This window comes from Pseudoalteromonas sp. Xi13 (assembly GCF_003952205.1).
Taxonomy (GTDB): Bacteria; Pseudomonadota; Gammaproteobacteria; order Enterobacterales; family Alteromonadaceae; genus Pseudoalteromonas; species Pseudoalteromonas atlantica.
The window spans coordinates 3118899-3141583 of sequence record NZ_CP034439.1; the positions used below are offsets into that span (position 1 = coordinate 3118899).

Annotated in this window: 23 protein-coding genes; 10 read left to right on the forward strand and 13 right to left on the reverse strand. The window is 41.1% G+C overall.

Annotation, left to right across the window (positions count from 1 at the left end; genetic code table 11):
• The first annotated feature begins 13 nt into the window (after positions 1 to 13).
• Positions 14 to 982 carry a class 1 fructose-bisphosphatase gene (locus EJ103_RS14030; protein WP_126008218.1) on the forward strand — a complete coding sequence of 323 codons (969 nt, stop codon included), beginning with the start codon at positions 14 to 16 and terminating at the stop codon, positions 980 to 982.
• Between the two features lie 119 nt (positions 983 to 1101).
• Here EJ103_RS14030 and EJ103_RS14035 read toward each other — a convergent pair whose 3' ends face one another.
• Complete coding sequence (locus EJ103_RS14035; protein WP_004589077.1) at positions 1102 to 1428, reverse strand: hypothetical protein; 327 nt, start codon at positions 1426 to 1428, stop codon at positions 1102 to 1104.
• Between the two features lie 43 nt (positions 1429 to 1471).
• Here EJ103_RS14035 and EJ103_RS14040 point away from each other — a divergent pair, with 43 nt between their 5' ends.
• Positions 1472 to 1822 carry a cysteine-rich CWC family protein gene (locus EJ103_RS14040; protein ID WP_029773276.1) on the forward strand — a complete coding sequence of 117 codons (351 nt, stop codon included), beginning with the start codon at positions 1472 to 1474 and terminating at the stop codon, positions 1820 to 1822.
• Positions 1823 to 1851: 29 nt separating this feature from the next.
• Here the strand turns inward: EJ103_RS14040 and EJ103_RS14045 are convergent, their stop codons facing one another.
• The 6 genes from EJ103_RS14045 to EJ103_RS14070 form a co-directional block, all read right to left on the reverse strand.
• Positions 1852 to 2955 (reverse strand): capsular biosynthesis protein, encoded by a 1104-nt coding sequence (locus EJ103_RS14045; protein ID WP_126008220.1) that lies wholly within the window; start codon positions 2953 to 2955, stop codon positions 1852 to 1854.
• A gap of 175 nt (positions 2956 to 3130) precedes the next feature.
• Positions 3131 to 3550 (reverse strand): group 1 truncated hemoglobin, encoded by a 420-nt coding sequence (locus EJ103_RS14050; protein ID WP_126008222.1) that lies wholly within the window; start codon positions 3548 to 3550, stop codon positions 3131 to 3133.
• Positions 3550 to 4383 carry a DUF3034 family protein gene (locus EJ103_RS14055; protein WP_126008224.1) on the reverse strand — a complete coding sequence of 278 codons (834 nt, stop codon included), beginning with the start codon at positions 4381 to 4383 and terminating at the stop codon, positions 3550 to 3552. The genes EJ103_RS14050 and EJ103_RS14055 overlap by 1 nt, the downstream gene beginning before the upstream one ends.
• On the reverse strand, positions 4370 to 6685 hold the full coding sequence (locus EJ103_RS14060) for an EAL domain-containing protein (protein ID WP_126008226.1): 2316 nt from the start codon (positions 6683 to 6685) through the stop codon (positions 4370 to 4372). Before EJ103_RS14060 ends, EJ103_RS14055 begins: the two co-directional genes overlap by 14 nt.
• Positions 6678 to 7337, reverse strand: coding sequence for a methylamine utilization protein (locus EJ103_RS14065; protein ID WP_126008228.1), 660 nt, complete (start codon positions 7335 to 7337; stop codon positions 6678 to 6680). Before EJ103_RS14065 ends, EJ103_RS14060 begins: the two co-directional genes overlap by 8 nt.
• A gap of 121 nt (positions 7338 to 7458) precedes the next feature.
• Entirely contained in the window at positions 7459 to 8562 is a 1104-nt protein-coding gene (locus EJ103_RS14070) for a phosphoribosylaminoimidazolesuccinocarboxamide synthase (protein ID WP_126008230.1), read from the reverse strand.
• A gap of 377 nt (positions 8563 to 8939) precedes the next feature.
• Here EJ103_RS14070 and EJ103_RS14075 point away from each other — a divergent pair, with 377 nt between their 5' ends.
• From EJ103_RS14075 to EJ103_RS14090, 4 genes are read left to right on the forward strand one after another with little or no spacing between them, the layout of a single operon-like run.
• Entirely contained in the window at positions 8940 to 10010 is a 1071-nt protein-coding gene (locus tag EJ103_RS14075; RefSeq protein ID WP_126008231.1) for a CDP-glycerol glycerophosphotransferase family protein, read from the forward strand.
• Positions 10011 to 10021: 11 nt separating this feature from the next.
• Positions 10022 to 10720, forward strand: coding sequence for an ABC transporter ATP-binding protein (locus EJ103_RS14080; RefSeq protein WP_126008233.1), 699 nt, complete (start codon positions 10022 to 10024; stop codon positions 10718 to 10720).
• The gene (locus EJ103_RS14085) at positions 10717 to 12021 is read left to right on the forward strand and encodes an ABC transporter permease (protein WP_126008235.1); all 1305 of its coding nucleotides are present in this window, start codon (positions 10717 to 10719) and stop codon (positions 12019 to 12021) included. The genes EJ103_RS14080 and EJ103_RS14085 overlap by 4 nt, the downstream gene beginning before the upstream one ends.
• A gap of 13 nt (positions 12022 to 12034) precedes the next feature.
• Positions 12035 to 12535, forward strand: coding sequence for a DUF3299 domain-containing protein (locus tag EJ103_RS14090; RefSeq protein ID WP_004589066.1), 501 nt, complete (start codon positions 12035 to 12037; stop codon positions 12533 to 12535).
• Positions 12536 to 12540: 5 nt separating this feature from the next.
• On the opposite strand, the gene mutM is transcribed toward EJ103_RS14090, so the two are convergent.
• Positions 12541 to 13350 carry a bifunctional DNA-formamidopyrimidine glycosylase/DNA-(apurinic or apyrimidinic site) lyase gene (gene mutM, locus EJ103_RS14095; protein ID WP_054983912.1) on the reverse strand — a complete coding sequence of 270 codons (810 nt, stop codon included), beginning with the start codon at positions 13348 to 13350 and terminating at the stop codon, positions 12541 to 12543.
• The gene (locus tag EJ103_RS14100) at positions 13350 to 13865 is read right to left on the reverse strand and encodes a hypothetical protein (protein WP_126008236.1); all 516 of its coding nucleotides are present in this window, start codon (positions 13863 to 13865) and stop codon (positions 13350 to 13352) included. The genes mutM and EJ103_RS14100 overlap by 1 nt, the downstream gene beginning before the upstream one ends.
• 118 nt (positions 13866 to 13983) lie before the next feature.
• Here EJ103_RS14100 and EJ103_RS14105 point away from each other — a divergent pair, with 118 nt between their 5' ends.
• Positions 13984 to 14910, forward strand: a complete 927-nt coding sequence (locus EJ103_RS14105; protein ID WP_004589063.1) for a manganese-dependent inorganic pyrophosphatase — start codon at positions 13984 to 13986, stop codon at positions 14908 to 14910.
• Between the two features lie 194 nt (positions 14911 to 15104).
• Here the strand turns inward: EJ103_RS14105 and rpmG are convergent, their stop codons facing one another.
• From rpmG to radC, 3 genes are all read right to left on the reverse strand, one after another.
• Positions 15105 to 15260, reverse strand: a complete 156-nt coding sequence (gene rpmG / locus EJ103_RS14110; RefSeq protein ID WP_004587947.1) for a 50S ribosomal protein L33 — start codon at positions 15258 to 15260, stop codon at positions 15105 to 15107.
• Between the two features lie 11 nt (positions 15261 to 15271).
• On the reverse strand, positions 15272 to 15508 hold the full coding sequence (rpmB, locus tag EJ103_RS14115; RefSeq protein WP_004587946.1) for a 50S ribosomal protein L28: 237 nt from the start codon (positions 15506 to 15508) through the stop codon (positions 15272 to 15274).
• Positions 15509 to 15778: 270 nt separating this feature from the next.
• Entirely contained in the window at positions 15779 to 16453 is a 675-nt protein-coding gene (gene radC / locus EJ103_RS14120) for a DNA repair protein RadC (protein WP_126008238.1), read from the reverse strand.
• 144 nt (positions 16454 to 16597) lie between these two features.
• Between radC and coaBC the strand changes: the two genes are divergently transcribed.
• The 3 genes from coaBC (at position 16598) to EJ103_RS14135 (ending at position 21394) form a co-directional block, all read left to right on the forward strand.
• Entirely contained in the window at positions 16598 to 17791 is a 1194-nt protein-coding gene (gene coaBC, locus EJ103_RS14125; RefSeq protein WP_126008240.1) for a bifunctional phosphopantothenoylcysteine decarboxylase/phosphopantothenate--cysteine ligase CoaBC, read from the forward strand.
• A gap of 97 nt (positions 17792 to 17888) precedes the next feature.
• On the forward strand, positions 17889 to 18476 hold the full coding sequence (gene slmA, locus EJ103_RS14130; RefSeq protein WP_004587943.1) for a nucleoid occlusion factor SlmA: 588 nt from the start codon (positions 17889 to 17891) through the stop codon (positions 18474 to 18476).
• Positions 18477 to 18634: 158 nt separating this feature from the next.
• On the forward strand, positions 18635 to 21394 hold the full coding sequence (locus EJ103_RS14135) for a prolyl oligopeptidase family serine peptidase (protein WP_126008242.1): 2760 nt from the start codon (positions 18635 to 18637) through the stop codon (positions 21392 to 21394).
• A gap of 106 nt (positions 21395 to 21500) precedes the next feature.
• Here the strand turns inward: EJ103_RS14135 and EJ103_RS14140 are convergent, their stop codons facing one another.
• The gene (locus EJ103_RS14140) at positions 21501 to 22658 is read right to left on the reverse strand and encodes an ROK family transcriptional regulator (protein WP_024031368.1); all 1158 of its coding nucleotides are present in this window, start codon (positions 22656 to 22658) and stop codon (positions 21501 to 21503) included.
• Positions 22659 to 22685 lie beyond the last annotated feature (27 nt).

A 22685-nucleotide genomic window follows, 5' to 3' on the forward strand; every position in this document is an offset into this window, starting at 1 on the left:
TCAGGAAAATAGAATGCGTAGACTCCCACCAGTATTACTAGAAGACGGTTGTCCTAGAGAACTTTTATCGTTAATTAGAACCATTTTAGCAGCATGTAAAGAAATTTCGTTTCGTGTTGGCCAAGGTGCGCTTTCTGGCGTATTAGGCTCAACGCTTGATGAAAACATTCAAGGTGAAACCCAAAAAAAGCTCGATGTATTATCTAATCAGCTTTTAAAAGATATTTTACTGGAGTCTGGGTCAGTTAAAGCCATCGCCTCAGAAGAAGAAGATTACACAGTAGCTGGCAACCAAGACGCTAAATACATTGTGGCGTTTGACCCGCTTGATGGCTCATCAAATACTGACATTAACTCGTTAGTGGGTACTATATTTTCAATTATGGAAGCCCCAGAAGGCTCAGATGCCGCCGATCAAAGTATATTTATGCAGCCAGGCCACAAACAAGTTGCTGCAGGTTACGTGCTTTACGGCCCATCAACTATGCTTGCACTTACTACAGGTAAAGGCACACGCATGTTTACGCTAGATAAAACCCAAGGTAGCTTTTTACTAACACAAGACTTTGCCACTATCCCTGCTGATACAAACGAATTTGCCATTAATGCGTCAAACCAGCGTCATTGGCAGCCAGCAATGCAAAACTATATTAATGACTTACTCGCTGGCGATACCGGCCCACGTGCTAAAAACTTTAACATGCGCTGGATTGCCGCTATGGTTGGCGATGTGCACCGTGTACTTAGCCGTGGTGGTTTATTTACCTACCCAACCGACACCAAAGATGCAAACAAACCTAATAAACTACGTTTACTGTACGAAGCCAACCCCATGGCTATGCTAGTTGAGCAAGCAGGTGGCATCGCTTCTACGGGTACTGAGCGTATTATGGATATTCAACCCGATACAATCCACCAGCGTGTGGCGGTAATATTAGGCTCTAAAAACGAAGTAGAAACGTGCTTGGGATATCATAAGTAAATTAATTGTCAGTGGTAAAAAAATACTAAGCCGCATTTAATTTAAATACGGCTTTTTTATTTATTCGTTACATATAACCGCAGTAAGTTGGCATCTAAAATAAGAGTCAGCCTAAATATCTAGTCCTTCAATAATGCCAGTAATTGTTCAAGCTTTTGGCTATCAAGCTCTCCCATTTGCTCGCTATTACTGAGCGCAAAAATAACCCCTTCGTGTTCGGCGCAATTTATATCATCTCGCGATTCAACCACATTTGCCCATAACTCTAAATCATCTATCTCTATTTCGTGGTTTACACAACGTGTTAGCACGTCAATCAATACCGGCTTTGTGAGTGTATAACCGGGAGCACTTTCCTCTGCTGGGGTAGAAATAATCACGCTAATAGCATCATCTCTTTGCTCACCAAAGGTAATAAATTCGGCCAATGCTTTTTGTATATTCATAATATTTGTTATTCTTGCTGCTCTACTGCTGATAAGACTTAAAATGACGAGATTAAACTGCTCACAATGCCACACTGCGCTTAGTTGTAATGTAAACGATATAAACGCATGTTGGTGTAACCAATTACCTGCTATTTTACCGCTTGAAGAGTCAGCAACAAGCTGTTTATGCCCGCAATGTACGCTTAATAAAATAAACGCTTATTTAGCCCATATTTATACTCAACCAATCAAAGCACAAATTGAGTTTGCTAAAAAATTTAGAGGTAATGACAATTTAATTGAAGGGCTAGACTACACCATGCAAAATGGCTACATGGTGTTTAGTAAATGGTTTTTTCTAAAGCGAGGAACATGCTGTAAAAATGGCTGTAAAAATTGTCCTTACAGCTAAATCACAACATGTTGATATACAATACGCGGTTAAATAAGTTCGTTGGGCACACTGTTGCTATATTGTGCAAATTTATCCGCCCCTTTAAAACGTAACTCAATTGCTTTGATATGCTCTTCCTCGGCGTGTTTCCAAACGCCCGGCACACTATACACATGCTTTAAATAGCAAAAAAACTTATCGCGTAGCTGCGGATTAAACTGCCATCCTTGAGCTACATCTGCTACTTGGGCAGCTAAGCCCTCACGAGTATCAGCATGCTTAACTAAGCCTTCTATATTATAACAAGCCTGCCCTACAGTAATTACCCGCTTATTTAGTAACAGCGCTTCTAAACCGACCGTAGAGTTGATAGTGATCACCGCTTCTGCGCATTCAATAAGTTCACAGGTTTTATTGCCGTTTGCAAAAAGTGCAATTGGGTCTTTATCGTATAAATGGGTGTAATGCTTGTGCCACGACGGGTGTTCTTTAAAAACGACCTTAAAACTAGGATCGTTCAACGCTTTCACTGCGCTAACAACTTCATCGTATAGCATTTCCATTGAGTCAATCCATGGCGAAAAGCTCGCTAATTGCGTATCGTGAGGCACTTGAAAAGGCACAAATATGTAGCGTTCAGGTATATTTTCAGCTTCAAAATCACAGCGTTTTTTATGGTTTTCTCGAGGAACAAGCGCCGGTGCATCAAAGTTTAAGGCATTATTTACATTAAAATTTAAATAAAAATCAGGATCTCGACTTAGCGACGCATTAAAGTTAATCCCTTGAGGGTCTAAACTGGTGGTACCCGGAAGCAAACCATTTTCATAATAAAATTGCTTAATACCCAGTGCCTTGGCAGCCATAGCAACGGTAGTATTAGGCAGTTTATTACCGTTCCATATCACCATTACATCAGGGTTAACTTCAGTTAATAAAGCTAAATATTTTGCGTAACGCAAACGCTCAAAAAAGCGCAGCCCCACTTTGTAAACCGCCGATACTAAAGCATTGTTCCAAAGGTTATTACGGGCGCGCTTACGTTTTAGTTGTGCATTAATAACATCGTTAAAATCAACTTTAAACGCTTTACTTAAATAGTGTATAGCTGAAAGCTTTGGCGCCCCCATAACATGCAGTTGGCAATCCATACTCAGCTTTTTGATTATTTTTTTATAGTACTTTGCGTGTACATTTTTGCGGGATATAAATAGGTAAGACATACAAGCTGTGCGCGCCAATTATTGTTTATAGGAAATAATACTAAGTGGACACTATTACAAAAGTAAGGTTCACTGCTACGAGTAAATAATTTATAGATGTTACCTAAATACTTATTATTTTACTACGCAGCGGTGCCATCCTAGATAGGATCTCATTTTGTATGCTATGGCTAATATTTTGCTCTTCCATCGCATTTATAAGTAAGTCCACCACATGGTTAAAATCTTTCTCAGTTATGTGCATCCCAGTATGAATATCTACCATAGAGTCACCTTTGTACTTGCATGGGCCATCAACTAGCATACACATATGCATAATAAAGCCTTCTCTAAAGTGGCTTATGTCGCTGTGTTCAAAATAATGCAGTACTTGTTCATCATTACCTATTTGGTAAATAAAACTGTCTACAATACGCGTAAGCCCCGCACGGCCATCAAGCTGTTGATAAAGCGATAAATTTGTTGAGCTTGCACACCCGGCCAAGGCACTTAAACACAACCATAAAATGACAACGTTTTTCATTACCAATACCCTGTTACCGATAAGTACCACCCTGTTTGATCGCTCGCACCTGCAATGCTACCTAAATCTAAGTATGCAGCGGTGACACTCACGTGTTTGTTTGGCATCCAAGCAACAAATAAATCTTTCCAGTCTTGTTCACCCAAATTAAGGTTATTAGACTTTTGCCTATACTCTATACCTACGGCAACACTTCGGCTCAAAAACACAGCGGTGCTGCCTTCAAATAAAATTTTTGCATCATCATTTGCCCCACCATAACCAAGCAAACCGAGTTGATTAGCCTCACTGTAGCGAGTTGTGACGTTCCAAAACCAGTTAAGCCCCCCTACAGCGCCTAAGTGGAGTTTACTAGCTGCGAGGTAGTAATCAGTGCCACTAGTATCTTTTGCACCTACTAGGGTCGCAACAGCGCCATCATCAAGGGATTTATGCTGTATACCTACACTCAATTGCGGCCAGTCACTGTAAACTATGTCGCCGTATAAACGAATTTTAGCGCCCGTGATAGATTGCTCTATTTCGGTATCAAGTGCAGGCACGTCAAAACGTTGTTGAGCGTAGCTAAGTTCTACACGATTAAATAAGTTAACTTGTGCTCCACATACATCTAAAGTGTAGTCTGTTACATCTGCACGGCTACAAAAGCCATTCACAGAGAACTCGTCTTCGCTGGCGTAACCTGCAAGTTGTGCCCAAGGCACAATACCGCCGCCCCCGCCGCCTTCTATTTGCGAAACCCCGGGGGTCGCTAATAATTTACCATCGCTTGCGAAACCAGAAAAGCTCGAGCTAAGTAATAACCCAAGTAATAAACACTTAACTTTTTTCATAATATTCCTTTAGCCACTGTTCTAATAATTCTGCTTTTAAAGGCCTACTTAGGTAGTAACCCTGAGCATGGTCACAATGCATAAGTTTAAGTAAGTCTAACGAATCTCTGTTTTCAACGCCCTCTGCAACAACGCTAAAGCCTAGTTGATGCCCTAAGGTAATAGACGACTGCACTATGTGTTGATCCTTGCGCGACTCATCTAACTTTAAAATAAAGCACTTATCTAACTTTAGCTCATCAATAGGCAGCATTTTTAATCTCCCCAGTGATGTTTGCCCTACGCCATAATCATCCAATGAAATTTTTACACCGATGGCTTTTAAGTTTTGTAATGCTTTTATGCCTTTTTCCTCATTTTCAATCATGTCGCGCTCAGTTAATTCAACAGTAATGAGGGTTGGATCAACATTGTATTTTTTTAGAGTACGCACTAACGCTGAATGAAAACTCGGTGAGGCAATATCTTGTGCTGATACATTAATTGCTGCCTGCATTTCAATCCCTTTAGCCTGCCAATCAGCCACCTGAGAAACCACAGTGTTAACAACCCATGATGTAAGCTCAACAATAAGCCCCGATTGCTCGGCTAAATCAATAAACAGTTCTGGGTTTACCCAGCTGCCATCTTTACGTTGCCAGCGGATCAGTGATTCGACTTTATTTATTTTTTGTGTGTGTAAATGCAGTTTAGGCTGATAGGTCATAAATAATTGCCCATCATCATCGCTAATGGCTTGTTTAAGCTCATCTAACATTTTAAGGCGTTCTAAATGCGCTTCGTCTTCACCATTTTGGTAATAATGAATACTGTCTTGGCTATCTGTTGCATTGTCTACGGCAATAAGTACGCGTCGCATTAAATCATCGCTGGCAAGGCCTTGCATAGGATACTCGACAACCCCAGCGCTAAAGCGTAAGTTAATTTTTAACGTTTTAATGATATAACACGCTAATAGCTGTGCCATTAAACCAACTACACCGCTTTTTTTCTCTCTGGCAGCGGCACTTGGAAACACAGTTAAAAACTCATCGCCACCAATACGCGCATGAAAGCCGCCAAGTTCGTCCGAAAAGCCACTAATTCGATTGGCAACCGCTTTTAAACATTCATCGCCTACGCGTGGGCCTAGCTTATCGTTTATATGCCGTAAACCTTTTATATCAATAGCAACTAGGGTGTATTGTGTAGAGGGAGTCAGCTCATCATCGAGTACTTCAAGCATAGCCGAGCGGTTATAAAAGCCTGTAAGCGAATCATGGCGTGCCTGAAAACTAATTTTTTGTTCACGCTCGTTAATATCGTTACCCATGTTATCAAAGGCGTTAGCAAGGGTTGCTATTTCGGTACTTTGTTTAGATGCATTAAATTCAAATGCGTAATTACCTTGTGCAAATTGCCTGGCAATAACTGCAAGCTGTGAGAGTGGGGTTGTTAAGTTATTTGCCAGTAAACTACTGGTAATAACCCCCACCAGCATCGTTAAAATGGCCATAATAATTAGCGTAAACAATAAGTTTTCAAAATCGTTATAGCTTTGCGTTAAATCAGCACTGAGCAAAATTGTTACCGCATCCCCTTGTAGGGAGGGCAACATAATATCTTGGTTTTTATATACAGGATAATCACCAAACAAACGCGTTGTAGTGGTAGTGTTAAAGTAGTTTTTAGGTGAAAAAACCTCTGGGCGATTAAGCAACGAGCTTCTTACGAGGTTGTCCTGCTCAGCAATAAAGCTGACATCCATTCCTGTTAGATTTTTAAGCTCGAGGGCGACTTCGTCATCAATTTTAAAACCCACTAAGCTGTATGCAACGGTTCTAGGCGCCCTTACAGGTAGTAAAATAACTTGATATAGCTGATTATTAAGAACAACAAAGCTCGATTGCTCTGGCGAAGTTAATAACTCATCCAGTAACGGCTTTAAATTTTGAGGGTACAAATCTGCATTAGTATTGGCTGAAATTAATTTACCTGATAAATCAATCAGTAGCATAAGCTCTGCATCAATACGCTGGCTGTGATTAAACAACACACTACTTATGGTGCCTGCATCGCGAGTGGCAACCGCTTGCTTAAAGCCAAAGTCGGCAGTGAGTACTTTAGCAGCAGTAAGCAGTAGGCTTTCTTTTGCGCTCAGATATTGCTTATATACATTTTGCGCTACGCTAATATCTTGATTTACTTTTTCTTCTTGAAATTTACTTGTAGACCACCAAAAGCTAACAATGCTCACCATAGTGGTCAGTAACACTAAGCCTACACATAAAACAATAATGCGGTTTTTTAAACTGTTAGTCATTACCGCCCTTAAACTTACTACCAAAAGTATTTCGCGGTGCTGGGGTGGAGGTATTAACCTTAATTAGTAACTCATTGTTATTGTTTATTGTTATCATTTTTTTATTTTCCAACGGTGCAGTTTGTAGCGCATGCCACACACTCAGCGTAGTCGGTAACGGCGTTATGTCTAAGGATAACTTACCCGTATTATTCGTTTTATAAACGTGTTCACTATTGGCTACATAAATATAGCCAACCATAGAGTCATGAATATTACAGCCTAGTACAACAACACCTTGTTGATCAAAAATTACAGGCTCTTTAGGTTGGCCTGAATAGAGTTTTAGCTGAAAGGGCTTAGCCTGAGAAAAAGAGTAAACATGATGGCGAATATTATCGCTGTTAGGAAAGTTAACCTGCTGGCCTTTTTGCACCACCAGTAAATCAGGTAAAAACGCTTTATGTACTTGGTCCATTACCGCAACGGGTAACATAGTGCGCTCTGACTTTGCCGCCTTATAAAGCTCAACGACTGCGTCTTTTAGTGGCTGACCATGCTGGTCTTGAATTACTAAATCAATATTTGCACCCAGTACTCCTTGGCTAAAAAATAAAGTAGCGGCGAGTAAATAACCTCTTTTATTAAAAACTTGCTGCACTTGCCTAAACATATCAATACCTAAAAGTTAATCTTAGGTTAAGTTAATTAGAGACCAGCACTAATTGCAAGGAATATAGCCCAGTAACTAAAAATAAAGACTGGGCTTTGTTTATTTTAATACTTTAGTTGTACTATTTTACAATAAGGTCGTAATCAGTATCTAAAATATTAATTACTTCTTGGCGAGGATCTTCTGGAATTACAATCTCTTTGCCAATGATTTTACTGGCAATGCCTACATAAGTGTTAGACACCTCAAGCATGACCGATTCTGGTAAAATAAAGTCTTTAGCAAGCTGCTCACGCTCATCCATGCGGTCTTTATTTAACAGCACGTCACTTTCTGGCACAGTAGAAATTAATAACTGGCGGAACCCTTCTTTAGAGTTTTCGATTATTTTACCATCGCGGTAAGCCGCGCCATCCCATATGCGCGAAGAATCTGGGGTGCCTACTTCATCAATATAAATAAGCTGTTGGTTTCCGTCTAAATCCTCTACATAACCAAACTCAAATTTTGTATCTACAAATATTTGATCAAGCTTTGCCAGCTCTTCACTAATTAGCTTAAAGCCCTCAACCAATAGCTTTTCGTATTTAGTCACATCCTCTGCCGATTTAAAATTAAATACGTCTAAATTATCAGTGATATTAGCGCGCGTAATATTCACATCATCAACAGGTGGAATATCAACCACGCCTTCGATAATACCTTTTGTAGAAGGGGTTATTAGTACGTTTTCAAGCTTTTGGTTTGCTCTTAAGCCCTCAGGTAAGTCTATGCCACAAAAGTTGCGAACCCCTTTACTGTAATCACGCCACATGCTGCCGGTTATATATTGGCGCGCAATTGCTTCTACTTTTACGGTGCTTGCTTTGCGCACAATCCATACATAAGGATGAGGAATATCAACAATGTGGTTACCCGCAAGGCCAGCTTTATCAAATAACTTAAACCAATGAGATGCAACAGAGTTAAGCGCAATACCTTTTCCCGGCACGCCGTTTAAGCCATTTTCGCCTTGCCAAATACAATCAAAAGCAGAAATACGGTCTGAAATAACCATAATTGCCAGCTCAGTTCCTTGCGGAACTTTATAGTTTTTTTCTTTAATGAGGCGTGCGCTGTCTTCATCTGTTAGCCAATAAACCGAACGAACTTTACCGCTGTGTACGGCACCTTTAGTGCGAATGGGTAAGTCATCGTTTACGTCTAAAACTTTATAGCTAGTCATGCTATCTCCGGGGTTAGGGATGCTCATAGAGCAAAGTATGGTATGGGGTTATAAGCGCTATATAATAAATCAGCCTACCCTAAAGCTCAATCAGCACTGAAAACTAAATAACCTGAACTCTGGTTAAGAGACTTACTAGGGCGTGTTGTAATATGCTGAAATTTAAATTTATTTTCTCTAGCCAGAGATTTTCAATGAAAGTAAGGCGAATTTACGCGTCAATAGCTGGCCTATTGCAAGTAAACTCAACGCAGTTAGCGCTGAAAATAGCTGCTAGAGATAGGTTTATTACCCAGAGCTCAGGTTAAATAACCACGCAATATTTATATGGCTGTAATAATGCGGTAAACTTAGCGTGCTAACTAGAGGAGTAACGCTTGGACTACCTAACTGCGACCGCAAATAAAAAATACCTAATGTATATTTCGCAAAATTATTCATACGCTATTTTAAGGCCGCTTCAGGCGCAAATTTTAGCCCATGGTGGAGAAGTTCGGTGGTTTTTAGCGGGTAATGAAGTAAACCCCGACTTTTTAGATGATGATGAGCAGCGCTTGCATACAATATCTGATGTGAGAAGCTGGCACCCTGATATAACTTATATTCCAGGCAATATTGTTCCAAGTTTTGTTCCTGGTAAAAAAGTTGCTGTTTTTCATGGTTTTAATTCTGAGAAGCGCAGCTCAGAGGGCAATCATGGCCACTTTGCAATACGAGGCTGCTACGACCTGTATTGTACGCAGGGCCCCAATACTACCACCCGATTTAAAGAGTTGGCGCAACAACATGGTTTTTTTAAAGTAGTAGAAACCGGCTGGCCAACGCTCGACCCCCTATTTACCGATACACAAGCTAACCCATACGAAAGCGACGACCCACGTCCAACACTGCTTATTTGCTCTACTTTTTCAAAAAAATTATCACTTGCTCCCAAATTATATGAGCAAATAAAGCATTTTAGCCTACAAGGGAAGTGGCGTATTTTAATGCAGTTTCATCCTAAAATGCCCCAAGAATGGGTTGAGAAATATAAAGCATTAAATAATGAAAACTTAACCTTTATAGAAACCGACAACGTACTCCCTTTGCTTAAAGCTGCAGATGTAATGCTGTGTGATACATCCTCGGTATTATTGATGTTTTTATTACTTAGAAAGCCAGTTGTTACGTTTTGCAATCAAAAACCACTCCCTCACTTACTTGATGTAACTGAAGCCGATAAAGTAGAAGCAGCAATAGAACATGCGTTAACTAAACCTAATAAATTAATGCAAAGTATTGAAGACTATTGCCTAGAGCTCCACCCATATACTGATGGTAAATCTAGCCAACGCGTGCTTAATGCTGCAAATGAATTTTTGCACAAAAAAGAAAAGCTAAAACCTAAACCGCTTAACCTATTTAGAAATCTTAAAATGCGTAAAGAATTCAACTTTTGGGGTTGGTAACACCACACTGTATGATTGAGCTTGATAATGTAACCTTTAAATGGCATAAAAATGATGCCAAGCCTACGCTAAATATCCCAACCCTTAGGATTGATAAAGGCGAGCATATTTTTTTACATGGTCCCAGCGGCGTCGGTAAATCAACCCTGCTTGCGCTATTGGCAGGTATAAACACACCAAGTAGTGGCAACATACGTATTTTAAATCGCGATTTAAATACACTTAGCAATACGCAAAGAGACGTATTTAGAGCGGAGAATATTGGCTATATTTTTCAAAACTTTAATTTATTACCGTATTTAACACCCATTGAGAATGTCACGCTTGGCTGTGAATTTTCAAAAAGCAGAAAACAAAAAGCCTTACAGCAAACAACAGAGCCCAAGCCAAGCTTACAAAAAGAAGCGATACGCTTATTAACAGCATTAGGCTTAAGTGAGTCTTATCATAGTAAAGATGTTGCCTCGCTCAGTATTGGTCAGCAACAGCGGGTTGCCGCCGCTCGCGCATTTATTGGCAGCCCAGAGCTTATAATTGCTGATGAGCCTACCTCGGCACTCGATACCGCAAATAGAGAAAGCTTTATAAAGCTGTTATTCGAACAGGCTAAGCGCGCCAACAGTACGTTAGTTTTTGTAAGCCATGACGAAACATTAAAACCGCTATTTAATCGTGAAATTAGCCTAGTTAGCTTACAGGAGCAGCTATGATCCTGACTAAGTTAGCTTATAAAAGTTTGCTAAATCGCCGAGCAAGTGTACTGCTCACATTGTTTACCATTGCTATTAGCGTGATGCTTTTACTAAGTATTGAGCGAATTCGCGTGGATGCAAAAACCAGCTTTAGTAATACCATATCTGGGACAGACCTAATTGTAGGCGCCCGCACCGGCGATATTCAATTACTGCTTTCCTCTGTATTTAGAATAGGTTACGCAAATAATGGGGTAAGCTGGCAAAGTTATCAGTACATCGTAGCTCAACGTGGTGTTAAATGGAGCATTCCTATTAGTTTAGGCGACAGCCACAAAGGCCAAACTGTACTAGGTACAAGCCGTGATTACTTTACCCACTATCGCTTTGGTAAAAAACAAACGTTAAGTTTTCAACAAGGCCACGCGTTTGAGCATTTAAACCAAGTGGTACTTGGCAGCGATGTAGCGAGCCGTTTAGGGTATACACTAGGTGATAACGTAGTAATCTCACACGGCATGGGTAATACGAGCTTTCACCATCATAAAGACAACCCGTTTACTGTTATCGGTATTTTAAACGCCACTGGCACGCCAGTAGATAAAACCTTACACATACCTCTAGCAGCTATTGATTTAATACATGGTGGTTCACACTCTGCGAATGATGAGCACGATGAGCACGATGAGCACGATGAGCACGATGAGCACGATGAGCACGATGAGCACGATGAGCACGATGAGCATAACAACCTAATCGGTGAGCCAAGTCAAATTACTGCGTTTTTAATGGGCTTCGACTCGCCTTTATACACATTGCAAATTAGGCGTAATATCAACCAATACAAAAAAGAGCCACTTCTGGCCATTATGCCCACAGTGACCTTAAAAGAGCTGTGGCAAATGCTCGCCATTGTCGAAAAAATACTCTTACTGTTTTCAGGCGTTGTTATATTAGTCAGTTTATTGGGCATGTTGACCACACTACTGGCCAATTTAAATCAACGCCGAAGAGAGCTTGCTATATTGCGCTCAGTCGGCGCACGGCCATGGCAGCTATTTACACTAATAAGCATGGAATCGTTATTTACAACATTATTAGGCTGCCTAGTTGGCTGTGCTTTGTATTATGGCGTTATGCTTATCAGTAGCAGCTATTTGCAAAGCCATGCAGGCATAAGCGTTAATATTGCCATGCTCTCTTACTATGAACTCACTTTAATAGGCGTTATTATGGCCGCTGGGTTTATAATTGGCTTAATACCAGCTACCCGCGCTTACTTTTATTCGCTTAGCGATGGTATGAGTATAAAAACTTAACTTTAGGAATTTCATGATACTTTTTAAATCCGCGCTTTATTACTGCACGCTAGTAAGCTGCCTACTTATTAGCTTTGTCAGTAGTGCAAACCCGCCGAAAGAAATTTTTTGGGAAGACTTAATCCCACAAGGGCATGTACAAATAGATACCCAAGCACAGGCTAACCACGAAGGTAGTGAACAAAACTGGGTGCAACCAGAGCTAGATGCTCCTGTGGTTGAAGCATTAAATGGCCAATCAGTGAGCTTACCGGGGTTTGTTGTCCCACTTGAGGGCGACAGTGAAGTCATTACTGAGTTTTTGCTTGTGCCATACTTTGGCGCGTGTATTCACGTACCGCCCCCGCCGCCAAATCAAATCGTTCATGTAACAGTAAAAGGCGGCGTCCCCATAGAGAGCCTGTATGATGCGATTGTTGTTACCGGCGTTATCAGTACCGAAACCTGGTCTGGTGAAATAGCCCAAGTGGGCTATAAGATGAAAGCCGTCGGTGTGGCACCGTTTGAGCTATAACACGGCTATTTTTGGCAGTGCTTACAAAACACCGTACTGCGCTGCCCTAGTCTAATTTCTTCAAGTGGCGTTTTACACGTTACGCACGCCTCTCCTTTTCGCCCGTACACTAACAACTGCTGTGCAAAATAACCTGGTTTGCCATCACTTTGGGCAAAGTCTTTAAGGGTTGTACCGCCTTGTGTTATTGCCGCTGCTAGAGTGTCTTTAATAATAGGGATCAGGGTTTGATATCGCTTTAGCGATACTTTTCCTGCTTCGCGTTTTGGGTGTATTCCTGCCTTAAATAACGACTCATTGGCATAAATATTACCTACGCCCACTACCACCGCGTTATCCATGATAAATTGCTTCACGGGGACTTTTTTATTTCGCGACTGCTCGTATACACGCTTTGCAAAAAAATCATCCGTAAGCGGCTCAGGGCCAAGTTTTGAAAGTAACTTATGAACATCCCCCGGTGCTTGCCATAAACAGCAACCAAAGCGGCGAGGGTCGTTTAATCGCAGCGCCTTGTCATTACTAAGAACAAACTCAACATGATCATGCTTTTTAAGCGGCTCGCGTTTATCCACAACGCGCAAATTACCCGACATTCCCAAATGTAAAATAGCACTCCCTAATTCGCAGTGCAGCAATAAATACTTTGCACGGCGCTCAATTCGCTCTACCCTCAACCCTTCTAACTGATAAACATCATCAGGCACAGGCCATCGCATGCTGGCATTATAAATATTTACCTTCGTCACTACCTGGTTTTCTACATGCGGGGTGATCCCCAGCCTACTTACTTCTACCTCTGGTAATTCAGGCATTAATGCAACTCACTTTTTGAAAAATCAACACTTGGAAATAACTGCTTTGCAGTCGCTAAATCAAGCCCCATCACGCGCTGGCTATTTTTTTCCAACAAATAATACTTACCGTTACCTTTGTACAGTAAATAAACCCAAGGTAAGCGCTCACCAGCCAACTCAAAGGTGGCCACATACAATGGTGAGTTTGGATTAAATACAACAGACTCATTTACCTGCATCAACGCAGCCGTTTGCCAATGGTTAATTAGCTCAGCTAATTGCTGCTGTGATGCATCCCACCTCACGGGCGTATTTTCTTGTAATGCGGTTGTACGCCAACTTGTACCAATACGTTCAATTTTCTGATCAACAAAGCTCAGTGTTAACACAAAACTTTGTAATGGCAGTATCGGTTGTAATGTAGGCTCGTCTTCACCCCCTAAAAACTGTTTATGCCAGCCATTTAAAAAGAAGATCATAATCAACATCGAAAAAATAATAACGTTGTTCCAACCTTTGCGGCCCAGTCGCATATTTATACACCCAGTAAATTCAAGATTTTAAAGTGTAACTAAAACTTAATTGCACTGTCTATATGTTAAAGGCCACAGACTTTGGTAGAATATCGGCAAATTTAAAGGAGTTCCGTCAATGTCTATGTATGTAGTGGGCCATAAAATCCCAGATTCAGATTCAATTTGTGGTGCAATTGCACTTGCTTATTTAAAAAACCAAATCGATGAGCCAGCAATTCCAACACGCCTTGGTGAAGTGTCACCAGAAACTCAATTTATCCTAGATAAATTTGGCTTCGAAGCACCTGAGCTTAAATTAAGCTACGCTGGCGAAGATGTATATATTGTTGACCACACAGAAAAAACACAAGCACCAGATGATATCGACCAAGCACGTGTTGTTGGCGTAGTCGATCACCATAAACTAGGCGATTTAACGTCATCTACACCGCTTGAGTGTTGGATCCGTCCGGTAGGCTGTTCAAACACCATTATTAAAATGATGTATGACTTCTACAACGTAGAAATCCCTAAAGATATTGCTGGCATCATGCTATGTGCAATTTTAAGCGATACCGTTATTTTTAAATCGCCGACCTGTACAACGGCTGATATTAAATGTGTAGAAGCACTAGCAGAAATTGCCGGCATTGAAGACTTTAAAGAACTAGGCATGGACATGTTCCGTGTTAAGTCAGCTGTTGAAGACACCCCTGTGCGTGACTTAGTAATGCGTGACTTTAAAGACTTCAACATGAACGGTCACCTAGTGGGCATTGGCCAGCTAGAGGTTATTGACCTTGCAGTGTTTGACGAAATTAAAGCAGACTTAGAAGCCGATATTGCTAAGCTAAAAATTGAAGGCAACCGCCACTCAGTATTTTTACTGCTTACCGACATCATGAAAGAAGGCTCACAAATGCTGATTGCTTCAGATGATGCAAACCTTGTAGAGCAAGCTTACGGTGAAAAGCCGAGCGAAGATAAAGTATGGCTAGATGGCGTACTAAGCCGTAAAAAGCAAGTAGTGCCACCACTACAAGACGTGTTTGCCAAGCTGTAAGCTGTAAACTGTAAGCTGTAAGCTGTAAGCTGTAAAAATAATGACCTTGTGGGTTTTACCTGCAAGGTTTTTTTATGCCTAAATTATATCTGTTGATTTAATAAAATATTTTAGGGGCTGTTTAATATTGATAAGTGCTAAAAACAAAAAACCCAGCATAAGCTGGGTTTTTACAATTCTGAAAGAAAACTAAATTACTTGATTTTAGCTTCTTTGAAAATCACATGTTTACGAGCCTTAGGATCGAACTTTTTGATTTCCATCTTTTCAGGCATGTTACGCTTGTTTTTGTCGGTAGTGTAGAAAAAACCAGTACCAGCAGTTGAAACTAAACGGATTTTATCGCGCATGATTCAGTTCCTTAAACTTTTTCGCCGCGAGCACGGATATCTGTAAGTACCGCGTCGATGCCTTTTTTATCGATAATACGCATACCTTTAGTAGTAGTGCGTAGTGTTACAAAACGTTTTTCACTTTCAACCCAAAAACGGTGTGTTTGTAGGTTAGGTAGGAAACGACGTCTAGTCGCGTTTCTCGCGTGTGAACGGTGATTACCAACCGTTGGACGCTTACCTGTAACTTGACATACTTTAGACATGTCTATATATCTCCAATAACTTCGCTCGAGCTTAATTTAACCTAAGGCCATGTATTTGTGCCCTAGATAAATCGAAGGGCGCTCTTTATACAGCTTTTACAGGCAAAGATCAAATACTGATCTATCCAACCAGCTCATATGTAAATTTGATAGCGGCTAATTATAAAGATCGAATGCCCTTAGGGAAAGTAAAAACTGCATTTAAATTAAACTAATTTGCTAAAACCGTCCAAACCGCTCATTTTTAACACACTTATTCATCAAGCAACCTTAAATCAAGCCTCGCTGTGCAAAAGAAACACACGTTTCTCCTCCTACAATGATGTGATCAAGCACATTTATGTCTACTAATTGCAGTGCTTGTTGTAATTTATTAGTGATAACTTTGTCTGCTTGGCTTGGTTCGGCAATCCCGCTTGGGTGATTGTGTGCCAAAATAATGGCCGCAGCATTATTTTTTAAGGCCGCTTTTAGAACTTCTCTGGGGTAAACGCTGGCTGAGTTTATCGTGCCATAAAACAAAATTTCGTCTTTTACTAAACGGTTTTGGCTATCGAGATAAAGCACCATAAACACTTCTTGCTGTAGCCCGCGCATTTGCAGCGTTAAATATTCATACACCGCATTTGGCGAATTAAACACCGCATCGCGCTGGCAACGCTCCTGCATGTAACGCTGACTCAGCTCGAGCACCGCTTGCAATTGCACATATTTTGCCATCCCTAACCCTTTTTGTGCGCAAAACTCATCTTGGCTGGCGTTAAATAAATTATGCAATGTTTTGTTTTCGTTAAGCAGGTGCTGTGCAAGCTCAATCACATTCATACCGGGTAAGCCCGTACGCAAAAATATCGCTAATAACTCAGCATCGGTCAATGCTTTAGGGCCTTTTGCAATGAGTTTTTCGCGTGGGCGAAGTGAGTTAGGTAACGATGTTAATTGCATTATTCATCCTTGATGATTAAAAAACAGTCTTATAACTGTAATGCAATTTTTAAAATTAGCCTGATTATTTAATCCTAAAAACTTAGCTCAAAGCACAAAGATTTGTTATTTTAGCCTGCATATACACTCAAGCAAAAAACACTCATGACCAACTTAACAAACAAAAAAATCGTACTTGGTATCACCGGCGGCATCGCGGCCTATAAATGTGCCGAGCTCGTTAGGCGCTTAAAAGAGGCAGGTTGCGAAGTAAAAGTAGTTATGAGCGAGTCAGCTAAGCATTTTATAACCCCATTAACCATGCAAGCGGTGAGTGGTGAAATGGTGTCTGATTCATTACTTGACCCCTCAGCAGAGGCTGCAATGGGCCATATAGAATTTGCCAAATGGGCTGATTTAATTTTAGTCGCGCCTGCAACGAGTAATACCATTGCCAAAATGGCCGCAGGCATAGCCGATGATTTACTTACCACACTATTACTGGCAACCCCTGCTAAAGTGGCAATAGCCCCAGCAATGAACCAGCAAATGTATGCACACCCTGCAACACAAGCAAATTTAGCCACTTTAAAAGCACGTGACGTACTTATTTGGGGCCCAGGCAAAGGTGAGCAAGCCTGTGGCGATGTAGGTGCTGGGCGCATGCTAGAGCCGCATGAGCTTGTGGCTTTGTGCACTGCCACAGATCAGCCGCAATTATTAGCAGGTAAAACCATTACAATTACGGCAGGGCCAACCCGAGAGCCGCTTGACCCTGTACGTTTTATTTCTAATCACAGCTCAGGAAAAATGGGCTTTGCCCTGGCTGAGGCCGCTTTAAAGCTTGGCGCTCATGTCAATTTAATTTCAGGGCCTGTCACTATCAAAGCCCCTGTTGGCGTTAATTTAATAAACATTGAAAGCGCTGAGCAGCTATTAAATGAGTCATTAACCTATGCCCCACTCTCTGATGCTTTTATTGGCTGTGCAGCCGTAGCCGATTATAGAGCGGCTAATGTAGCGACTCAAAAAATGAAAAAACAAGGCGATGAGCTTACCCTCACCCTTGTTAAAAACCCTGATGTAATAGCAGCCGTGGCAAACTTAACGCAAAACCGCCCTTACACTGTGGGTTTTGCTGCTGAAACGCAAAATGTAGAGAGCTATGCAAGGGGTAAACTTAAAAATAAAAATCTCGATATGATCTGCGCTAACGATGTATCGCAAAGTGGTTTAGGGTTTAATTCCGATCACAATGCTTTAACACTTTACTGGCAAAATGAGCAGTTAGCACTTGCGGTAAATAGTAAAACACGCATTGCTCTTGAGGTAATTAAACAACTTGCCAAGCAACTATAAAGTGCTGGAAACAAACTGAATAAAACATTAACATAAGCCACTCATTTGAACAAAAAATGATTAGCAGCTAAAAATAACAAATAAAAAAGGAAGGTTCATGCCTGCGACAAAAAGAAGTAATCGCAAAGAGCAAATACTGCAAGCCCTCGCGCAAATGTTAGAAACCAGCCCAGGACAACGGATTACAACTGCAAAGCTTGCTGCTGAAGTGGGTGTGTCTGAAGCTGCGCTTTACCGTCACTTTCCAAGTAAAGCACGTATGTTTGAAGGCCTAATAGAGTTTATCGAAGACACGCTTTTATCGCGCATTAACCTTATTTTAGAAAACGAAAAAGAAAGCCAAACACGCGTTTATAATATTTTGTTGTTGCTACTAACGTTTGCAGAAAAAAACCCAGGTATAACACGCATACTTACCGGCGACGCCCTACAAGGCGAGCAAGAGCGTTTACGCGAACGTGTCCAAGGGCTATTCGAAAAGCTAGAAACGCAATTTAAACAAGTACTGCGCGAGCGCAAACTTCGTGAAGGTAAAACTTTTCAAAGTGACGAACTCACCCTTGCTAACTTTTTACTGGCCTATGTTGAAGGTAAAATGAACCAGTTTGTACGCAGCGACTTTAAAGTAAAGCCAAGTTCGCAATTTGAAAAACAATGGCCAGAACTACAAAAAATTTGGTTATAACCTTACTTTATTATTTTACCGTTAGCGCTAGTTAATCGCGCTAACGTTTACCCTTTCGTCCCTTTTCTTATACCGCTTATCTGATCCGCTCGAAATATAAACCAAACTCGCTACAATACTTATTACTTTAAAAGTACTGTGAAAAACGAGAATCAATAATGAAAACAACGCTCACCTTTTTAAGCTCAGCACTGCTTGCAAGCTTAGCGAGCCCCGCTGCTTGGGCTCAAAAGCCATTAGAATTTAAAGACGTATTCGATTTTAAGTACGCAAAAAACACCCAACTTTCAGATGATGGTAAAATCCTCAGCTTTAGCGCTAAGCCTTACCGTGGCAATGCAAATGGGCAAGTTTATGACTTAACAACAAACACCCTCATTAGCACCGTGGAGCGCGGCACCAAGCCCGTTATTAACAAAGCGGCTAATTGGGTGGCATTTACACAAGTACCCACCCTGCTTGAGCAAGAGACCAGCGAGAAAAAGTCAGCACTTAAAAACAATCTCATTTTAGTCAATACCCAAACCGGCGAAAAACAGCAATTTGCCGACGTAAAAGACTATGTTTTAGGTAACAATGGCCAGTGGCTTGCTTATCGAGTTGATAAAAAAGCAGAAAAAGACACACCCGTTGAAGATAACAGCGAAGAAAAAAGCGCTATCACACCAGATAAAAAAGATAAAAGCTTTGAGCTAGTAATAATAAATTTAAAAAACAGCACCACCCACAGCTTAAATAATGTATTTAGTTATGCGCTAAGCCCAAGTGGCGCTCAGCTACTTGCCAGCCAAAGCTTTAGCGATGGCAACAACAATCAGCTTGTACTGATTGAACTTAATAATAACTTTGCGCAAAGCGTATTAATTGATGAGCCAGGCGTGGTTGCACAATCAATTAGTTGGCACCCTGATAAAGAAATAGCCGCATTTAACCTCGGTAACTACGTAAACGATGATGAGCGTCGCAGACAATACTCTCTAAAGCTTTGGCAAAATAACACCCTTAGCACCATCGACTCCCCTAATAAAGAATGGGTTATAGGTAAAACAGCATCGATTAGCTGGTCTGAAAATGGCGAGCGCTTATATTTTGAAAACCACCCCAAACTGGCCGCTAAAATAAAAGCAAAAGAGTACACCGACGAAGCATCACTGTATGACTTTGACACGATTCGTGAACATAAAGCGCTAAACGTGTGGCACAACAACGATGCCCAAATAAAACCACGAGAAGAGCAACAGTGGAACAAGGTTAATAAAAACCGCCATTACAGCGCTGTTTTTCATTTAAAAAGCCAAAAAGCAGTACAACTAAGCAATGAAAAAGTCAGCGATTTAGCGCTTAACACTAATCGTAGCCAAAGTGTATTAGGCTACTCTAACCAAGCCCACCTAGAAAAAATTATGTACGGTGGCTTTTTTGCCGACTACTACAGCATAAACATTAATACCGGTGAGCAAACTCCCATTATTAAAAACTCACCGTTTACACCAAGCCTTGCACCTAATGGGCGCTATGCGGCCTACTTTGCACAAAGCCAAGTACAACTTAAAGATTTAAAAACCAACAAAGTTACCGCTCTTAGCAAAGCTATTAATGCCACGTTTGCCGATGACAAACACGACTACCCATCACCGCAACCTGGTTATGGGTTTGCCGGTTGGTTAAATAACAGCAGCCAAGTATTGGTTTATAGCAAATACGATATTTGGGCGTTTGATGTCAACACTCAACGCGCTGAGCGTTTAACTAATGGTAAACCAAGCAATACGCAATATCGCGTTATTAAACTTGATAAAAACCACGTAGGCTTTGCTCAAAACGATACATTACTTGTATCAGCCATTAACTTACAATCAAAGCAACGTGAAGTAGCCAAGCTTGATTTAGCCTCACAGACAGTTACTAACGTACTGAGTGGCAAAAAACGTATTGATGTAGTTAAAAAGGCAAAACATGCCGATAAATACCTCTTTACCGAGCAAGCTTATCATCAGTTTCCTGATTACTACCAAAGCGACTTTAGCTTTACAGCGCCTAAAAAAGTTACCAACTTAAACCCACAAATGGCGGATTTTTCCTGGGGCGAAAAGCCTGAGCTAATTAGCTACAAAGGCTTTGATGGCGAAGACCTACAAGGGGTATTAATTAAACCAGCAGGCTACAAAAAAGGCGATAAAGTGCCCGTTGTTGTGTATTTTTACCGCTATATGAGCCAGCGCATGTATGATTTTCCTAAAATGGAGCTAAATCATCGCCCTAACTTCCCTATGTTTACCTCAAATGGCTACGCCATCTTTTTACCTGATATTCGCTTTGAAATAGGCCACCCAGGTAAATCGTCAACGCAAACCTTGATAAACGCTACCCAAAAATTAATAGATTTAGGCATAGCCGACCCAGATAAAATAGGCCTACAAGGGCATTCATGGGCAGGTTATCAAAGTGCGTTTATGATCACCCAAACAGATATGTTTAAAGCGGTTGTATCGGGCGCGCCGGTATCAAACATGACCAGTGCATACAGCGGCATACGTTTAAAATCGGGTCTTGCGCGTCAATTTCAATACGAAACAGGGCAAAGCCGCATAGGTAAAAATTTATTTGAAGCACCCGAGCTATACATCGAAAACTCACCAGTGTTTTTTGCCGATAAAGTAAATACCCCTATTTTAATTATGTTTGGGGATAAAGACGACGCAGTGCCTTGGCACGAAGGCGTGCAATATTACTTAGCCCTGCGCCGTGCGGGTAAAGAGGCCACCTTTTTACAATACGAAGGTGAACCACATCATTTGAAAAAGTTTCCTAATCAGGTCGATTTTTCAGTGCGTATGATGCAGTACTTTGACCATTACTTAAAAGGCAAGCCAGCCGCTAAGTGGATGACAGAAGGTGAACCGTTCGTTGAAGAGTAAAACCTATTCACAATAACTCTTAGTTAAGAAGTTGGTTTCAATACTAAAAAAGCCGATATTGTATAAATCAATATCGGCTTTTTGTTTTAAAATTTCTATTATTAAGCTACAAACACAGCTCTCTAAATGGCAAAGTGGCTGCACCAATGGAGACCGGAAAATTATTAATGTTTGAGACCACCAGCTTGGGCATTGGGCGTTTAGCGCCTCGTCTAAATTGTGCGTAAACCTCAGTACGCGCTATTACTTTTTCAGCCAGCTCTTTAGGTATATGGCCGCCAATAATAATCGCTTCTGCATCTAATAGCGCCGAGCAACAGGTTGCTACTAAATCAAACGAGTCTTGAACTTTAAATAGCCACTCTTCTACGCCTGGCCATTCTGGGTCAAAGTTATCGTGCAGGTCGTAAATTGAATCAACTGCTACACCATTTTTTTTCAAAATACGCTTTAGTAACTCTAAATTGGGATGAGCGTATAACTTTGGCGGTAACATATCGCCAAGCTCGCCAGCATTACCGTAAGTACCACGCAATACATCGCCGTTATTTACGATTCCGCCTCCAAATGCCGCCGAGACAAACATATAAACAAAGTTTTTATACTCGCGGCCTATACCTGCAACCCCTTCGCCAGCGGCGGCGCCTGTAGCGTCATTCACCACCCACGTAGGGAGTTGAAAGTGCTTAGAGACAATATCGATAATATCAACCTGCGACCACTCCTCTAGCATATGGTGGGTATTCATTTTCCCGTCCATAGAGCTAAAAAAGCCCGATATACCCACGCCCATACCCAGCACTTTTTCGCTCGCAATGTTGTGCTCTGCGCTTATATCGTCCACCAGCTTTTGCGCACTTTTAAGTACGTTATTAATACTCATGTCTGACATAAGCTGCATATGGGTGTAAATAACTTTGCCGGTAAAATCCATGACCGCTACAGAAATAGCATCAAGCAAAATAGCTAAGCCAAAGGTAAAGCCGTATTCGGGGTTAAGCGCAATACCAAACCCAGGCTTACCCTTTTTATTAGGGATAAGCGTATCGGTTTGCATTATTACGCCATGCTGAGTTAACGATTTAAGTAAACGCGAGACAGTTTGCTGCGGAATTCGGGTGGCGCTCACAATATGGCTTTGTGTTACGCATTGCTCCCAAAACACCACCTTAATAATATCACGTTCAATGTCTTGAAAAAGTTTATCGCCTTTTCCAAGCTCAAATCCTGAGCGTAATAAGTTACTGTTATTTAGCGAAAACATAGCTATTAACCCTAATAAAATTGGAGC

Bases quoted from the DNA above. Each gene is read 5' to 3' on its own strand.
- EJ103_RS14030 (WP_126008218.1), top strand. From the start codon at position 14: ATGCGTAGACTCCCACCAGTATTACTAGAAGACGGTTGTCCTAGAGAA.
- EJ103_RS14035 (WP_004589077.1), bottom strand. From the start codon at position 1,428: ATGAATATACAAAAAGCATTGGCCGAATTTATTACCTTTGGTGAGCAA.
- EJ103_RS14040 (WP_029773276.1), top strand. From the start codon at position 1,472: ATGACGAGATTAAACTGCTCACAATGCCACACTGCGCTTAGTTGTAAT.
- EJ103_RS14045 (WP_126008220.1), bottom strand. From the start codon at position 2,955: ATGGATTGCCAACTGCATGTTATGGGGGCGCCAAAGCTTTCAGCTATA.
- EJ103_RS14050 (WP_126008222.1), bottom strand. From the start codon at position 3,550: ATGAAAAACGTTGTCATTTTATGGTTGTGTTTAAGTGCCTTGGCCGGG.
- EJ103_RS14055 (WP_126008224.1), bottom strand. From the start codon at position 4,383: ATGAAAAAAGTTAAGTGTTTATTACTTGGGTTATTACTTAGCTCGAGC.
- EJ103_RS14060 (WP_126008226.1), bottom strand. From the start codon at position 6,685: ATGACTAACAGTTTAAAAAACCGCATTATTGTTTTATGTGTAGGCTTA.
- EJ103_RS14065 (WP_126008228.1), bottom strand. From the start codon at position 7,337: ATGTTTAGGCAAGTGCAGCAAGTTTTTAATAAAAGAGGTTATTTACTC.
- EJ103_RS14070 (WP_126008230.1), bottom strand. From the start codon at position 8,562: ATGACTAGCTATAAAGTTTTAGACGTAAACGATGACTTACCCATTCGC.
- EJ103_RS14080 (WP_126008233.1), top strand. From the start codon at position 10,022: ATGATTGAGCTTGATAATGTAACCTTTAAATGGCATAAAAATGATGCC.
- EJ103_RS14085 (WP_126008235.1), top strand. From the start codon at position 10,717: ATGATCCTGACTAAGTTAGCTTATAAAAGTTTGCTAAATCGCCGAGCA.
- EJ103_RS14090 (WP_004589066.1), top strand. From the start codon at position 12,035: ATGATACTTTTTAAATCCGCGCTTTATTACTGCACGCTAGTAAGCTGC.
- mutM (WP_054983912.1), bottom strand. From the start codon at position 13,350: ATGCCTGAATTACCAGAGGTAGAAGTAAGTAGGCTGGGGATCACCCCG.
- EJ103_RS14100 (WP_126008236.1), bottom strand. From the start codon at position 13,865: ATGCGACTGGGCCGCAAAGGTTGGAACAACGTTATTATTTTTTCGATG.
- EJ103_RS14105 (WP_004589063.1), top strand. From the start codon at position 13,984: ATGTCTATGTATGTAGTGGGCCATAAAATCCCAGATTCAGATTCAATT.
- rpmG (WP_004587947.1), bottom strand. From the start codon at position 15,260: ATGCGCGATAAAATCCGTTTAGTTTCAACTGCTGGTACTGGTTTTTTC.
- rpmB (WP_004587946.1), bottom strand. From the start codon at position 15,508: ATGTCTAAAGTATGTCAAGTTACAGGTAAGCGTCCAACGGTTGGTAAT.
- radC (WP_126008238.1), bottom strand. From the start codon at position 16,453: ATGCAATTAACATCGTTACCTAACTCACTTCGCCCACGCGAAAAACTC.
- coaBC (WP_126008240.1), top strand. From the start codon at position 16,598: ATGACCAACTTAACAAACAAAAAAATCGTACTTGGTATCACCGGCGGC.
- slmA (WP_004587943.1), top strand. From the start codon at position 17,889: ATGCCTGCGACAAAAAGAAGTAATCGCAAAGAGCAAATACTGCAAGCC.
- EJ103_RS14135 (WP_126008242.1), top strand. From the start codon at position 18,635: ATGAAAACAACGCTCACCTTTTTAAGCTCAGCACTGCTTGCAAGCTTA.
- EJ103_RS14140 (WP_024031368.1), bottom strand. From the start codon at position 22,658: ATGTTTTCGCTAAATAACAGTAACTTATTACGCTCAGGATTTGAGCTT.